Genomic DNA, 15,894 nt, shown 5'->3' on the forward strand with positions numbered 1-15,894 from the left:
TCGGGATGGCACAGGGGCGGTGGTGTGGTGGCTGTCGGCGCGGCGCAGCGGGAAACAACCGCGATGAGGTGTTAGCGCCGATTGGCCGGCACCACGCAGACCGCGTGCATCCGTTCACTCAGGAGTGCATTGATGGCTTTCCCAACCATAGTCGATCCGCAGATCACCGATGCCGTCACCCAGACCAACGTCAAGGGCATTGGCCAAGCGCCAGCGTTTGCGATGAGTTCGATTTACCAGAGCGTGGCCCATTCGGGCGGCAGCCTGTTCCAGAATGCGCTCTCTGCACAGCAGCAAAACACCTTGGCACAGGCGTCCACCAATCAGGGCGTGATGCAGACCTACGGTGTGGATACGCGCACTTGCGCGGCAGATGTCGAGAACGTTGTGCAAGGCGGTGCCGCAGACAATCTGAATAGTCTGCTCACCGTGCTCAAGTCGTTCGACACTGCGAAGTAACCGCCTGTGGCGACAGCGTCACGGCTGTCGCCACGCGCGCTAGCGCTAACGCTAACGCTAACGCTAACGCTTCGCTCAGGCGGCGTTGTCGTCGCGCGCTTGCGGCGGCAGCAGCGTCTGTGGCTTTTTGGCCGCTTCGGTCTGGCACAGGAACGTCATCAGGTGTGCGGCCTCGGCACTGCCCATGGGCTTGCTGTGGATGTGCTCTGCAAAGGCGTGTTGGGTGTGCTCCGGCCCTGCGGGGACGGACTCTTGTGCAACGGTAGACGACGACATGCAACGCTCCTGGAACCTGCAATCAAGCCGTCTACGTTGCAAGCAAGCGCATCCGTAACGGAGTCAGCCGGTGATATTGCCTGGAATCTGTGCCGTCCGATACCTCGGCGGTATGCGGGCGGTGCAGCAGCACCGGACGTTCTGATAACGGCGGCTGCGGCCAGGTCTAAAGCGCCAGCGGTAGACATCTGCTCCGGCGGTTATTTTGGATTGCGGCAATAGGGGCCGAAGGTGATGGGGCGTCTTGCAACAACGCAGCGGTTCAAGGGCCGGATCGCAGTGCTTGCGCTTCGTGGCGCAGTGCCAGCTCCGCTGGGCCATCCATGCGGCGTCTTGCATCTTGCCGATCTGGCATGGAGGTACCCAACGGCCGGCTTTATCTGGGCTAAATCGCACCACGCGTGGCCGGGTCGGCGAGTTCGTTTACGGAATCGCGTATTCGTCGCAGCAAGATCGGACGCAGATGACAGGCGCACCATCGCCGCTTTGCACCTGTTGGAGTTTGCTCATGCGTGTCCAGCGTTCCACTGCGCAGCGTCTTGTCACACGCGATTCTGCCGCCGTTGAAACGCCGCCCGCAGCGGAACCGCTGCAAGATGGACGGGGTTGGCCACTGGGGTTGAACGTGCTGCAGCCGCTGCCGCGGCCACTCCCGAAACGCACAAGACGCGATGTGAGCGAGCGACGATCGCACCACCGGGATGCCAACGCCCGAGTCAACGAGGCGGAGACGGCCTATGACGTCTTGGTGGTCGCCAAATACGTGGCCGACCCCTTGCACGGAACCGCGGACAAAACGGCCGAGTTGATCAACGATATTCCCCGCCGCGGCGAACCCGAGCACTCCGCCGATGCCGGGGAGTCAGCGCATCCACCGGCCGACCACGCAGCGGCACCGGATGGCCACCCGCCACACCCACCGCAGACCGACCATCCCGTACAGCCGCACCAGGCGCATGCGCCGCATGCGCCGACGCCGGAGGGGCAGCAGGCGCCGCACGCCGGCGTTGGGCATCCGGCGGATCCGCAAGCGGTTGGGCATTCAGCGAAGGAAGGCATCCTGCACGCCCTTGCCGAGGAAGGCGCGCCGGCAGGCGCATTCGATCTGGCGATGAGCCTGGGCATCAGTGGCGCGATGCTGCCGCTGTCGAGTCTTGCGATCTATGCCGCGTACAAGGAAACCCGTGAAGTTGCCGAGCAGCGCACGCACTTGCGGCAGCGGGAACGCCGCTTGCGTTCGGAGCGAGCGGCATTACACCCTGCATTGGACACGGGAGCGTCGGCAGACGCTGCAAATGCGCACGCGCATGCACTGAGCGAGGCGATCGAGACCAACGCCTACCTGCAGCGGCGAAATGCGCGGGACGGTGCCATTGCTGCGACCTCCATGGCCTCGGCCGGGGTGATCTTCAGCAAGGCAGCGAGCGAATTCGGCATCCAGGGCGGACTGGCAATCGCCAGCAAGAGCGCAAATGCGGCGGGCCTGGTCGGCCACAGCGTCGCTGCCGCAGGTGCGGCTTCTGCGGCGGGCATCGCCGGCACCTTCGTGCTCGCGCCGTTGGCAAGCGTGGCGGCCACCGCATTGGGGGGCACCTTCCTGCACCAGTCGCGTCGGGAAAGGACGCGTGTTGCCGTGGATGTCGGCAGGGTCGAGCGCTTCCTGCAAGACCTCGAAGCTAGCGAACTCAGTCCTGGCGCACAGCGCTACCAGCACTTTGTGAGCACCAAGTTGAGCAAGTACGACCGCTTCTCGCAGAGTTTCAACCAGTGGAACAAGCGCTTCGTTGTGGGTGGAATCACCTACACCGCCAGTACGTTGACCAAAGTCGGCGTCAGCGCGGCCGTCGTTGCCGGTGCCACGGTGGCTGCACCGGTGGGCACCGGCCTGATCATCGGCGCAGGTCTGCTCGGTGCGGCCACGATGGGGGTCGGCAGCCATCAGTTCCTGTTGGCGCACGGCAAGCAGAAGCGCTATCGCAGGTACGAGACCGAGGACATGCCCGGCGTCGATCGCGCGCTACTGGCGGTGGCGGATCTATTGCCTGCACGCGAAGCGGAGAGTGCCGCAGCCCAGGAAGCGCCCGACCCCGCCGACCGTTTGCAGCCAACAGCGGTGGACGTTGCACTGACGCCAGTGGCGGAGGACGCAGCGGGCAGCAGTGAAGACGATATCGTTGTTGAAGCTGATCCCGACCTGGAGCCGAAGCATCGCCAAGGCGTCTGTGCCGCACGCGATACTCAACCGGCAATGCCGGGACTGGCCGCTGCGACTGCCGACAGGTCGAGCGCAAGAGAAGCAGATAACGCTGTTCCCCAACATGGTTTCGAGTTGCGGAGCGCGCTTTACGCCTGCATCGACGGGCAGGAAAAGGCGTTGGACGCGTTTCTGCAGAGCGGTGCCGACGACCTGCAGAAATCACATCCGGCCAAGCCGCGCTCGACAGATCAGAGCAAGGGGGCGGGTCGAGCGGCACATGCGGCGCCGTTGAGTCGGCGCGTCAATGCAGCCCTGCGCGCGGCAGCGAACTATGGGCGCGCGGTACTGACCGGTAAGCCGCAGGAGGCTCGAGGCAAGGCGATGCGCAGTCATGCCAAGCACAGCGCGGTGCTGACCGAAACCGCGCTTGCGCAGTGGCTGCAAACGCCCGGCTCGGTGAAGTCGCAGATCGCCTACATGCAATGCTGCCTAGAACTGCAGAAGAAGTATCTCGACGCCAAGCTCAGCGCGCAGGCGGACCTTCCGCAGCCCGAGGTGCCTGATGATCAGGGTGCTCATGTCGAAACGCCGGTGGCGATGGCCGATCTGGCGCCGGAACGTCTGCTGACGCAATTGCACCAAGCGCGCACGCGCGACGACACCCAGCGGCGAGCCGTCAGCCTGATGCTCCAGGAATTGGAGATGGCCGCGGAGGAGCTGGCAGCCCCCGATGCGCGAAGCCAGGCGCGCGCAGCCGCCAGGATGCCCGGTTTGCAGCAGCGCCTGATCCGGTTGCTGACCTCGAATGCGATCGTGCCGCAAGAAGGCATTGCAGGTTTCGCCCGGTTCTGTATGAAACAGGCCCGGCAGCACACGACCCATATGCGCGGCACGCTGCTGGCGACCGAGGTCCAGGCAGCACGCATCCGCGAACACGCTGCGGCCGCAGCCCCTGCGTCCACGACCTGATGGCGGCTGTGCGAGCGAGCACCAGTCTGCAGCAGCCGCCTTGTGAGACTCACTCCTTCGGCTTGAGCCACACCTGCTGCTTCAGGCCGCGCACGCTCGGGGTGGCGACATCGTCCAGGTCGAACACCACCACGGTGTTCTCGCCCTTGCGCTGGAACGGCGCGGGGAAATACAGCGCGGTCTGCGGGCCGATGTTCCAGTGGCGGCCGAGGTTGACGCCGTTGGCCCAGGCAAAGCCTTTGCCGAAGGCGCGCATGTCCAGGTAGGTGTCGGTCGGCGTGCCGATGCGCAGGGTGCCGCGATGGAAAGCCGGGCCCTGCACGGCCTTGCGGGTCCAGCCGCGGATGCTGTAGGGCGTGCGCATCGGCAGCGGGAAGGCCTGCCAGCCGGTGAGTCGCTGGTTGTCCAGCAATACCGGGTCGACCAAGCCGGCTCGGCCGTCGGCCATGCGCGGGCCGTAGTTGATGCGGCCGCTGTTTTCGACCAAGACATCCAGGGTGTGCTGACCTGCAGGAATATCCACATCGAGGGACACCTGCTGCAAACGCCGTTCAACGCTGCCGACCGGTTTTTGATCCACGTACACCCGCGCCACATCGCGCACGTCGCCCAGATACAGCGGGCCCTTGCGCGGGCCGGTGACGGTAGTGCGGTAGAGGATATAGCCGTAATCCTGGCCGAACTGTTCCATCGGCTGCGGGGTATCGATGGCGATCGGCGCGGGAAGGTTGTTCCAGAGCGAGGCCGATTCGCGCAACGGGGTGTCTGGCAGCGTGGTGGTCGCGATCGGTGCCGGTAATGCAGGCGGCTGCACGCCGGTGACGCGGGCGATGGCATCGCGCATCAACGCGAACTTCGGGGTGGGGCGGCCGGCTTCGTCAAGGATGGCGTCGTAATCGTAGCTGGTGGTTTGCGGTGCGTAGTGGTCGCTGGGAGTGTTCTGGAAATTGGCGCCATTCATGAAGCCGAAACTGGTGCCGCCGATGAACATGTAGAGATTGGCGGAGTAGCCCTGGCGCAGGATCCACTCGAACTCTTCGGCCTGTTGTTTGGCATCGGTGGCGGCATGCGGCTTGCCCCAATGGTCGAACCAGCCGGCCCAGTATTCGCCGACCATACGTGGTTGCTCGGGGCGGAACGTGATCAGTTTGTCGAATGCGCTCTTGGCTTCGCCGGGGGCGAAATTCACCACCGCCAGGGTGTCGGGCAAGGTGCCGTTGGCGAGCATGTCGGCGCCATCGGAGGTGAACAGCAAGGCCTTGTCGAAACCGGCCTTGACGTACATGGCCCGGTTGTCGGCCATGTAGGCATGGTCGTCGGCGTAGGAGCCGTATTCGTTCTCCACCTGCACGGCGATGATGGGCCCGCCGTTGTGGTTGAGCAGCGGCTGCACCTGTTTTGCCACCGCATCCAGATACGCCTGGCTGGCGGCGAGAAAGCGCGGGTCGCGGCTGCGCACGCGGATGTTGTCCTTGCCGAACAACCAGGCCGGATACCCGCCGGCTTCCCACTCTGCGCAGGCGTAAGGGCCTGGCCGCAGGATCACGTTGAGCCCTTGCGCGGCGGCTTCGCGCACGAACGCGGCCACATCGTTGTTACCGGAAAAATCGAACTGGCCTTGTTGCGGTTCGACCAGGTTCCAGAACACATAGGTTTCTACCGTGTTCAAGCCCAGCGCATGTGCTTTTCGCAGGCGGTCTTTCCAGTAAGCGCGCGGAATGCGCTGGAAATGGATGGCGCCGGAAAGCAGTTGATAGGGCTTGCCATCGCGCACGAATTGCGTGCCCTGCGTGCCGACGCTCGGCCAGCGGTCGGTGTCTGCGGCTACAGCGGCGACAGGAAGTGCGAACGCAAGGGCCAGGACGAGCGGTGCAAGGGTCGTGCGCAGCATTGACGATTCTCGGCGGTAACGAATGACGGGTGATGGCGGCGGATGAGGCTTTGGCTGGATCGGCGTTGATGTGTTCCCTCATCCACCCTTCGGGCCCCTTCCCCCGCTTGCGGGAGAAGGGGAGTGAGCAAGAACTGCGTGCGTGAGACGGAGTGGCAAGGCCCGTCTGCCGGCGGCGCAAGGTTCGTGCTTGCGCGGGGCCGGATTGCCTCGGCTATGCGTTGGCTAGGCGAACGACGGTGGCAGGTCCTGCTTGTTCGCGCCGAACGCCGGATTGGGCTTGGCGCCCATCTCGAACTCCAGCGTGCCGCCTGCGGCAAGATCGGCATGACGCAGCCAGGCGCGGTTGGTCGGTGTACCGTTCCACTTCAGCGACTGTACGTAAACGTTTTGCGCACTGTTGTTGTTGGCGACGATGCGCAGCGTGCGGCCGTTGCCCACATCCAGGGTGGCTCGCTTGAACAGCGGGCTGCCCACGATGTAGTTGCCGCTGACCGGGTCGACCGCATACAAACCCAGTGCACTGAGCACGAACCACGCGCTCATCTGCCCGCAGTCTTCGTTGCCGGACAGGCCGTTACGTGCGTCGTGATATTGCGCGCGCAGCAGGCGGCGCACCATCGACTGGGTCTTGTAGGGCTGGCCGGCGTAAGCGAACAGATACGCCACATGGTGGCTGGGCTCGTTGCCGTGCGCGTACTGACCGACCATGCCGTCGATATCCGGCGGTGCATCGGCGGGCAGTTCGGAGCTGGTGGAAAACAGCTCGTCCAACTTGGCGACGAAACCGTCGCGGCCACCGTACAAGTCCATGTACCCATACAGATCATGCTGGTTGAGGAAGGTGGCCTGCCAGGCGTTGGATTCGGTGAAATCGCGCCACTTGGCGATGTGCCCCATACCGCGCGGATCGAAGGGTTTGGCCCAGCTGCCGTCGGCAAGCCGCGCCTGCACGAAGCCGCTGTCGCGATTGAACACGTTGCGGTAGTTGCGCGAGCGTTCGCGCAATGCGCGCGCATCGGCGCTGGCGCCTGCGGCTTGCGCCAGATGTGCGCAGGCCCAATCGTCGTAGGCGTATTCGAGCGTGCGGCTGACCGCCTCGTCCACCTTGTCGGCGGGGATGTAACCGAGCTTGCGGTACTCGCCCAGGCCATGCGTGGTGTCGTCCATCGCACGTTTGCGATAGGCCGGCCACGCGGCTTTGTAGTCGATGCCGGTGAAGCCCTTGGCGTGCGCCTCGGCCAGGACCACGGCCGAGTGGTAGCCGATCATGCAGCCGGTCTCCACGCCCTGCAGCGGCCAGATGCCCACGCCGTCCGGGCATTCGTTGGCGCCGCGCACCAGACATTGCACCAGATCCGGCACACGCTCGGGTTGCACCAACGTCAGCAAGGGATGCAATGCGCGGTAGGTGTCCCACAGCGAGTAGGTGCTGTAGTTGTGATAGCCGCTGGGCGCGGTGTGGATCTTCAAATCCATGCCGCGATAGCGGCCATCCACGTCGGAGAACAGCGTGGGCGCCAGCAGGCTGTGATACAGACCGGTGTAGAAGATGCGCCGTTGCGCATCGTCATCGCTGTCGATGCGCACGCGGGCCAGTTCTTTTTCCCAGGCGGCGACGGCCTGTGCATGCACGCGCGCGAAGTCGAAGTCCGGCAATTCGGCGTCGAGGTTGGCCAGCGCGTTGTCGGCGCTGACGGCCGAGATACCGACCTTGATCAACAGCGGGGCGTCGGAGGCATCCGGGTAATGCAGCGCGGCCTTGAGGTGGGTCCCGTCGATGCTGCGCGTGCCAGCGGCCAGCGGTTGGTCTTGGTTGTACAACTGCACGTGTTTGAAGGGGCGCGACAGGCGCATGGCGAAATAGATGTAACGCCCTTGCGCCCATTGATACACGCGGCGTCCGCCGGTGAGCGTGCGTTCGTCGACCACACGCAACTGCGCGTCGCTGACGCGGGTGGGAATGCCCGGTTTGTCCTGCATGCCGTGGCAGAGATCCAGCAGTACGTGCGCCGGTTTACCCTTGGGGAAGTGATAGCGGTGCAGGCCTGCGCGTGCGGTGGCGGTGAGTTCGGCGTGCACGCCGCTGTCCTTGAGGCGCACGCGGTAGTAACCGGGCGATGCAGCTTCGTCGGCATGGTCGTAGCGCGAGCGGTAGCCGGCATCCGGGTTGTCGAGCGGGCCTGGGACCAGTTTGACCTCGCCGGTGGCGGGCACCAGCAGGAAGTCCAGCATGTCGCCGATGCCGGTGCCGGACAGATGCGTGTGCGAAAAGCCCATGATCGAGCCGTCGGACTCGTGGTATCCCGAGCACGAATCCCACACCGCGTTGTAGGTGTCCGGGCTGAGCTGCACCATGCCGAACGGCAGCGTGGCTCCGGGGAAGGTGTGGCCATGGCCGCCGGTACCGATGAACACATCCACATGTCGGGTGAGATCGGCGTGGGTGCGTGCATCGGCCGGAAGTGCGTAATTGCCGGCGCGCGCGCGCGCCAGGTCGGGCAGGCCGACGCCGCCGAACAGTGCTGCGGCGATGGCGCCTTGGAGAAAACCGCGTCGTGTTGCCATGTGTGTGGTCTCGGAAAACGTGGGCCGATGCGTAGTGCCCTCATCCGCCCTGCGGGCACCTTCTCCCGCACGCGGGAGAAGGAAGGAATCAGGCGTTTCTCAGAGCAATCAAGCGCTGCGCGCGGTGTTCAGGCGCTACGCAGCAGCTGGGGTTTACGGTGATGCAGGTCGATGATCAGTTCGCCGAACAAGGTATTGGCCCAGGCGAACCAGTCGCGGGTGAAGGTGCGTGGGTTGTCCTTGTCGAAGGCTTCGTGCATGAAACCGGTGCCGGCATGCGTGGTTTTCAACCACTGCAGGCATTGGCGCAGTTGGGCGTCGTCGTCGCTGACCAGTGCGTATTGAATGATCGACATCGGCCAGATCGTGCCCATGCCGCTATGCGGGCTGCCCACGCCTTCGGCCGCTGTGCCGCGCGAAAAATACGGGTTGCGCTCGCTCCAGGCCAGCTGGCGCGTGCGCAGGAACACCGGGTCGCTGCGCTCGCAGCAGCCCAGATAGGCCAGGCTGAGCAGGCCGGGCGCGTTGGCGTCGTCGATAAACAACTGGTTGCCGAAGCCGTCCACTTCGAACGCCCAATAGGCCTGTCCGTCGGCATCGCGCTGCTGGCCGAACTGACGTGTGGCGGTTTCCACTTCATCGGCCAGCGCCGTGCATTCGGCGGTGAAGGCGGCGTCGCGATGCAAGGCCGTGCTCATCGCGGCCAGCTGACGTAGCGAGGCGACCGCAAACAAATTGGCCGGCACGAATAACGGGAAGACGCAGGCATCGTCGGAGGGGCGGAACATCGAGTGGATCATGCCGTTGGGTTTGGTCGGCTGGCCGTAGCCTTCCAGCACCAGCGTTTCGGTGGCCAGCGGCGAGGGCCGCTGGAACACGTACGGGCCACGGTTGTCCATCCGCTGCTGCTCGCGGAAGGTCTTGACCACCAGGTGCATCGCCGTGCGCCAATCGTCGTCGAACGGTGCGGCATCGCCGGTGGCGCGCCAGTATTCGTGCGCGATGCGGATGGGGTAGCACAGCGAATCCACTTCCCACTTGCGCTCGCCCACGCCGGGCTTCATTTCGGTGACGTCGTTGAGCGACCACTTCAGGCGCTGGGTTTGGCCATCGGGCAGGAAGGCGTTGGCATACGGGTCGAGTCGGATGCACGCGGCCTGGCGCTGGATCAGGCCATGGAACATGCGGCGCAACGCGGGGTCGTGCCTGGCCAGCGGGACGTACGGGTGCACCTGTGCGGACGAATCGCGCAGCCACATCGCGTGGATGTCGCCGGTGATGACGAAGGTGTCCGGTTTACCGTTGCGGGTGCCGGTTTCCACGGTGGTGTCGAGCGTGTTTGGGTAGCAGTTCTCGAACAGCCAGGCCAGTTCGGGGTCGGCGATGCGCGATCTGATCTGCGCGATCTGTTGCTCGACCGCTTTGCTGACAAAGCGGCGCTGCGCCTTGGGCGGGCGCTTGCTGACGAAGGCGCCGGCCGCGCTGGATGGGCTGGCGGCGGGCGCGGCCGCAAAAGCGGGCAGGGCACCGGCGAGCAGGCCGGCGCCGGCACTGGCGCCCAGCAGCTGAAGGATGTCGCGGCGGGTGTGCATGACCTGGAACTCCTTGGGTTCGGCAACAGGCCTGCACCACAAACGCCGCTCCAGCCGCCGCGTCACTCGCTGGCTACTGATGAGACCTATGCATGACCAATTCCCGATGACCATACAACGTGTGCGCCGAATGTGCATAGTGCGTTCGCACAATCCGGCGCCGTATGCCTTGCGATTGCGCTACACACCGTGTCATTGGCGCCATCGGCCTCGAACCGCGCTAGAGCCAGCGTGCCCCTGTCACTCCAGCGCGGCGGCAATGGCACTGCCCCGACATCAGCCCACCGCATGCCCCCGCCACTGTGCTGGCCCCGCGCAGTGGCCATCGTCGTGCGCATGGCCGAACAATTCGTCGAGCAGCCGCCGCGCCGGGCTCCATTCGCCGATCGCCGGATGGATCAGCATGGCCTTGCAGGCGTCCAGGTGGCTGCCGCTGAGGGCCGCGTCGATGGCTGCGTGCTCGTAGGCCTTGACCGTGCGCACCAGCCCCTGCACGGCGCTTGGCAGCGGCGCGGCCGGGATCGGCACGATGCGGTCGCGGTCGATGTCTGCGGCAATTTCCACGATGTCGTCGTCGGCTAGCTCGGCCATCGCGCCCTGGTTGCGCACGTTGACCACATGCCGGGCGGGGCGGGCACCGGTCAGCGCGCTCATCACATCCACTGCGATGCGGTGATAGCCGGTGCTGGCGCGGAACGGGTCGGGCTGTGGTGCCAGGTCGGGCGCGAACGCCGAACCGGCCTCGGCTTCCAGCTTCATGTACGAGCCGGAGCGCTGCGCCAGGTAGGCGGCGTAGGTTTGCACCGCGCCGGTGGTGTCGCCGGCATCCAGGCGGCTGCGAAGGTCGCCGATGAGCGTGCGGTTGAGCCGCTCGATCTCGCCCCCACGGCTCGCGCCGCTGGCGCGCTGGTTCTCCAGGGCGCGACGACGCTCGTAGAAGAAATACAGGTATTCGGTGGGGATCAGCCGCAGCGCCCGCAGCATGTCAAAGTCGAACAACGGCGCCAGGTACAGCTGGCGCAGGATGGCGTCGTCGGCAAGCACGCGGTCGAGGATGTCTTCGCCACGCAGGCGCACGCCGCGGATCCAGCCCAGATGATTGAGCCCGACGTATTCGCATTCCACATCGGCGGCTGGCTCGCCGAGTGCGCGCGCGATGTTGTGGAATAGCTCCACCGGCGTATCGCAAATACCGACCACGCGCGCGCGGGTATGCGCGCTGATGGCCTGGGTGATCAGGCCGGCGGGGTTGGTGAAGCTCACCAGCCAGGCGTCCGGGCTCAGGCGTTCGATCATGCGCGCCTGTTCGATCGCCACCGGGACCGTGCGCAGCGCCTTGGCGACACCGCCGGGGCCGGTGGTTTCCTGGCCGGAATAGCCGTGGGCAATGATGGTGTGCTCGTCGGAGGCACGCTGCGCAATGCCGCCGACGCGGATGCTGTTGAGCACGAAATGCGCGCCTTCGATCGCCGCTTCCAGTGAGGGCGCCGCATGCACCTGCAACGCACCGCCGGCCTCGGCCACGATGGCGCGGCCCATCGCCACCATCAGCGCCAACCGCTCCTGGTCCGGGTCGTACAGCACGATCTCGCGCGCGCCCAGCGCTTCGGCGGCTTCGTTGACGCCGTACACCACCAACGGCGTGCGTACGCCGCCGCCGCCGATCAGGGTGAGCTTGCGATTGTCGACAGAACTGCTCATGAAATGTCCTCGTGTGTGGGGGGATAAAAGAAACAGGCCGTCGAGCGCGCCGAGCGCGCTGCAGCAGGCCGCGCCCGCATGGCAGCCGTGTTGTGCGCTCTCGTCCAGCGACAGGCCGCGTCGTTGGGCGGCAATAAAGCCGGCATCGAACGCATCGCCAGCGCCGGTGGTGTCGCGCACCGGCACGATGGGTGCGGCGACCCGGCGCGCGCCGTCGGCATCGATGACCATCGCGCCGGCAGCGCCGCGCTTGATCACCGTCTGGCGCAGGCCGAGCGCGCGGGCCCATGCCAAGCAGGCGTCTGCGTCATCGCCGCAGCCCATCAGCGCGGCTTCCTTCTGGTTAGGCAAAAACCAGGTCACCGCGCGGCAGGTGGCGTGATTGGCGGTATCGGTTAGCCATACCGGGCTGAAGCCGACATCCAGCGAGGTGCTGCAGCCGGCACGCGCCAGCAGCGGCAGGAGGGTCCGCGCCACCGCAGCAGACAGCGGCAAGGCGAAGTGCACGTGGGTGGCCGCAGACATCGCAGTGATGGAGTCATCGCGTAGTAGGAGCGCACTCAGATCGGCATTGGCGCCGTGATACGTGAAGAACGATCGGTCGTCCTGTAGCGATACGCTGGTGGTGACGCCGGTGCCGGCCGGCGAGTCGATCAGGCCATCGGCGGACACACCAAACGCGCTCAGGCGCTGCGCGAACACCTCACGGTCCTGCGCACCGATCGCACCGAGCACGCGCACGCGACAGCCCAGCCGTGCGAGCGCACAGGCGGTGATGAGTGTGCCGCCGCCGAGTTCGCGCCTGTAATGGCGCGCAAGCGCTTCTTCGCCGGGGGCCGGCCAACGCTCGAAGCCGCTGAAGATATGGTCGAGATAGACCTCACCAACCACCATGAGGTGCTTGGTGCTCATTGCAGCTGGAACGGCCATGCGCGCTCCCTCCGTGCCTGGATCAAATACAACGCACTGCCCACGCACAGCGCCAGTACCGCAGCCAGTACGCGGTGGCCGGGGCTGGTGGCAAGCAGGTAGAGCCAGCCGGCTACGCTGATCAACAGCGGCCAGGGGTAGAGCGGCATCGAAAACGCACGGCGTCGCCGCTTGCGTCGCAACAGCACCACTGCCAGGCATTGCGCCAGAAACTGGAACAGGATCTGGATGATCATCAAGGTGGCGATCAGATCATCCAGCGACAGCAGGCAGGCCAGCACCGACGTTGCACCGACGAATAGCAGCGACACGGTAGGAAAGCCGCCACGCGGATGCAGCCGTGCAAACACGCCGAAGAATTGCCCGGCCGCGGCGGCCGCATACGGCACCCGCGAATACCCCAGCAACACCACCAGCGCCGAACCCCAGCTCGCCAGCACGATCAACGCCACCGCCAAGGTGCCGCCGGCGGGCCCGTAAATGGTCTGCATGAAGTCGGCCATGACCGCCTTGGAGTGCGCCGCCTGCTGCCAGGGCAGCACGCCGAGCAAGGTGACGTTGAGGCCCAGATACAGCAGCGCCACGATCGGAATCGAGACCAGCACGGCACGTGGAATGTTGCGGCGTGGCTTGCGGATCTCGCCACCCAGCATGCACACGTTGTTGTAGCCGCCGTAGTCGTACACCGCGATCAATGCGACCGCGCCGAAGCCCAGCCAGAACCCATGCGATGAGGCCGGGCGCGCACGCATGAAGTCCGCCGCAATGCCCATATCGAAATGCAGCACGCCGCTGCCGATGATCCACACGCAGGCACCGATTACCACCGCACTGACCAGCAGCGACAGCAGTTGCACCGAGCGCACCTTGCGATACAGCAGCAGCGTGTTGAAGGCACACAACGCCATTGCCATGGCGGTGAGCTGGGCATGGCCCAGGCCGGGCAGCAAGAACGCCAGATATTGCACGCAGCCCACCGCCGCCGAGCCCACCGACAGCGGTGCGGTCAGCAGCGTTTGCCACAGGTACAAAAACCCGAACAGGCGCCCCCAGCGCTCGCGGCCGTACGCTTGGCGCAGGTAGTGGTACGGCCCGCCCGAGCGCGGAATCGCAGCGCCGAGTTCGGCCCACACCAGCCCATCGCACAAGCACAAGAACGCGCCGGCCACCCAGCCGATCAAGACCGATGGCCCGGCCAACGCCGATAGCGCCAATGGGATGGTGATGAACGGGCCGATGCCGATCATGTTGAGCAGATTGGCCGACAGCGCGCTCCAGAAACCCAGCGTGCGCGGCGGCGCGGCGGCAGCTGCGGTGGACGATGGCAGCACCACCGAGGGGCTCAGCATGCGCTGTACGCCACATGCGTGTTGCTTGCTGCAGCGGTCGCGCCATGTGCAGCGCGTAAGTTGTCGGCGGAGTGGATTGCGGTGGCTTGCAGTTGATGCAGGTCCAGCACCAACACCGCGTTGTTGCCTTTGCGCAACCATGCGCCAGGGCAGAACAGACACTGCTGCGGCCCGATGTTCCAGTAGCGGCCCAACAAACGCCCGTTGACCCACAGATAGCCTTTGCGCCACTGGCGCATGTCAAGGTACACGTCGCCGACCGTTTGCAGTGCGATATCGGCGGCGAAGAACAGGCCGGGACGCGTGGCTGGTTCCTGCATTGGGCGCAGTGTGGGCGCGCTGTCGCCATCCAGTGCGACGCCGTGCACCTGCCAGCCGCGCAGCTCACGGCCATCCAGTTGCACCGGGCCGAGCAAGCCCTTGGCATCGCCGAGTGCCGGACCGAAATTGATGTGGCCGAAGCTGTCGACCAGCACGTCGAGTAGGCGTTCCTTGGCAGCGGCATTCGGCAGGGCGAGTTGCGCGGCACTGTTGAGACGCGCGTGCCGCATGCGCGAGACGTGACCGATCTCGCAGCCATCCAGGTGCACTGCGGCGTAGTCGTGCACCCGGCCAAGATCCAGTTGCGTGCCGGCGGCAATGCGGCGCCGGTAAATCGCCAGCCCCAGATTCTGCGTGAGCAAGGTCTGGTTGTCGGTAGGCCGATCGGTGTGCACTGGCTGGTCGCCCAGGTTGTCCCACAGCGACGCAACGGGCTGTGCAATCACCGCATCGAAGCGGGCGCGCGCCGGCGCCGCCGGAATCGCTGGCAGCGGGCCGCTATCGTGTTGGGCAATGAGGGTGCGCAGTGCCATGTAGGCCGGCGTGGCGCGGTCACCTTCGTCGATCGGTGCGTTGTAGTCGTAGCTGGTGAGCACCGGCTGGAATTGCGAACCGTCGTCTTCGGCATTGGCGCCAGCGCTCAGCCCGAAATTGCTGCCGCCATGCACCACGTACAGATTGAACGAGTAGCCAGCCGCCATCAGTTGCTGCAGCATCGGTGCGTAGTCGCGGCGTGCCACATCGGCATCGCCCCAATGCGTCAACCAGCCTGGATAGCCTTCGGCGACCCACACCGGAGCATCGCCTGCGATGGTCTTTGCCTCCTGCAAGTCGGGCAGCTCTGCACCATCCAGACCCAGCGCCGCACCGGGCAGATAGGCTTTGCGTCGGCGCAGATCCTTCATGCCTTCTGCGAGCGAAAACGGGCCGTTGATGCCATGCGCACGCCATAACGCCGCCAGCGTTTGCAGATAGCCCACGTCGCTGCCGTACATGCTGTATTCGTTCTCGATCTGCAGCATCAGCACCGGCCCGCCGGCATCGACCATCAGCGGCGCGATGCGCGGCGCCACGGCGGCGATATAGCGCTGCACCGCGGCCATGTAACGCGCATCGCTCGCGTCGCGCAGCCGCATGCCTGGTTCGCGCAGCAGATACGGCGGCAATCCGCCCAGTGTCCATTCCGCGCACACGTAAGGGCCGGGGCGCAGATACACCCACATGCCTTCCTGCTGGCAGAGTTTGATGAAGGCGACAAAGTCACGCTCGCCGGTCGCAAAATCGAACTGCCCCGGCTCACGCTCGTAGGCATTCCACATCAGGTACAGCGCAATGGTGTTCAAGCCCATCGCCTTCGCCATACGGATGCGCTGCTGCCAATCCGCACGGGCGATGCGCAGCGGATGCATCTCGCCACTGCGCAGCTGCCACGGCTGCTGGTCCAGGACGAGCTGTCCGCGTTCGAACCCAAACGCATGCGGGCGGCCATCCGGCAACGGCGCACGCAGCGACGACCGCACCGCCGGCGCGGCCGCCAGACCGAGCGGTGCGAACAGGCCGAACATGCACAGGCTCCTGCGTTTCATCGTCTCTCCAGCCAGGGAAGAACTGCTGCGCCGTCCCGCAGCGCGCCACGCCACG

9 protein-coding genes and 1 pseudogene are annotated in these 15,894 nt (G+C 65.5%); 2 read left to right on the forward strand and 8 right to left on the reverse strand.

Annotated features, from left to right (window positions below):
• Positions 1–132 precede the first annotated feature (132 nt).
• Positions 133–459, forward strand: a complete 327-nt coding sequence (locus M0D43_RS17420; RefSeq protein ID WP_252162373.1) for a RebB family R body protein — start codon at positions 133–135, stop codon at positions 457–459.
• Positions 460–534: 75 nt separating this feature from the next.
• Here M0D43_RS17420 and M0D43_RS17425 read toward each other — a convergent pair whose 3' ends face one another.
• Positions 535–735, reverse strand: coding sequence for a hypothetical protein (locus M0D43_RS17425; protein ID WP_101361755.1), 201 nt, complete (start codon positions 733–735; stop codon positions 535–537).
• Between the two features lie 508 nt (positions 736–1,243).
• Between M0D43_RS17425 and xopK the strand changes: the two genes are divergently transcribed.
• Positions 1,244–3,901 carry a type III secretion system effector XopK gene (gene xopK / locus M0D43_RS17430; RefSeq protein ID WP_286365576.1) on the forward strand — a complete coding sequence of 886 codons (2,658 nt, stop codon included), beginning with the start codon at positions 1,244–1,246 and terminating at the stop codon, positions 3,899–3,901.
• Between the two features lie 49 nt (positions 3,902–3,950).
• Here the strand turns inward: xopK and M0D43_RS17435 are convergent, their stop codons facing one another.
• The 7 genes and pseudogenes from M0D43_RS17435 to M0D43_RS17460 form a co-directional block, all read right to left on the reverse strand.
• Positions 3,951–5,792, reverse strand: a complete 1,842-nt coding sequence (locus M0D43_RS17435) for a glycoside hydrolase family 35 protein (protein ID WP_252162374.1) — start codon at positions 5,790–5,792, stop codon at positions 3,951–3,953.
• A 225-nt stretch (positions 5,793–6,017) separates the two neighbouring features.
• Positions 6,018–8,360 (reverse strand): GH92 family glycosyl hydrolase, encoded by a 2,343-nt coding sequence (locus tag M0D43_RS17440; protein ID WP_252162375.1) that lies wholly within the window; start codon positions 8,358–8,360, stop codon positions 6,018–6,020.
• A 128-nt stretch (positions 8,361–8,488) separates the two neighbouring features.
• On the reverse strand, positions 8,489–9,952 hold the full coding sequence (locus M0D43_RS17445; RefSeq protein ID WP_252162376.1) for a glycoside hydrolase family 125 protein: 1,464 nt from the start codon (positions 9,950–9,952) through the stop codon (positions 8,489–8,491).
• A gap of 276 nt (positions 9,953–10,228) precedes the next feature.
• Positions 10,229–11,653: a 6-phospho-beta-glucosidase gene (locus M0D43_RS22055; protein ID WP_252162377.1), complete on the reverse strand. Its 1,425-nt coding sequence runs from the start codon at positions 11,651–11,653 to the stop codon at positions 10,229–10,231.
• Positions 11,654–11,758: 105 nt separating this feature from the next.
• A pseudogene (locus M0D43_RS22060) lies at positions 11,759–12,583 on the reverse strand (carbohydrate kinase family protein); the annotation flags it as partial.
• On the reverse strand, positions 12,562–13,932 hold the full coding sequence (locus M0D43_RS17455; protein WP_252162378.1) for an APC family permease: 1,371 nt from the start codon (positions 13,930–13,932) through the stop codon (positions 12,562–12,564). The pseudogene M0D43_RS22060 and the gene M0D43_RS17455, both read right to left, overlap by 22 nt.
• Positions 13,926–15,839 (reverse strand): beta-galactosidase, encoded by a 1,914-nt coding sequence (locus M0D43_RS17460; RefSeq protein ID WP_252162379.1) that lies wholly within the window; start codon positions 15,837–15,839, stop codon positions 13,926–13,928. Before M0D43_RS17460 ends, M0D43_RS17455 begins: the two co-directional genes overlap by 7 nt.
• Positions 15,840–15,894: the final 55 nt, after the last annotated feature.

The sequence above is a fragment of the Xanthomonas prunicola genome (genome assembly GCF_025266575.1).
Lineage (GTDB): Bacteria > Pseudomonadota > Gammaproteobacteria > Xanthomonadales > Xanthomonadaceae > Xanthomonas > Xanthomonas prunicola.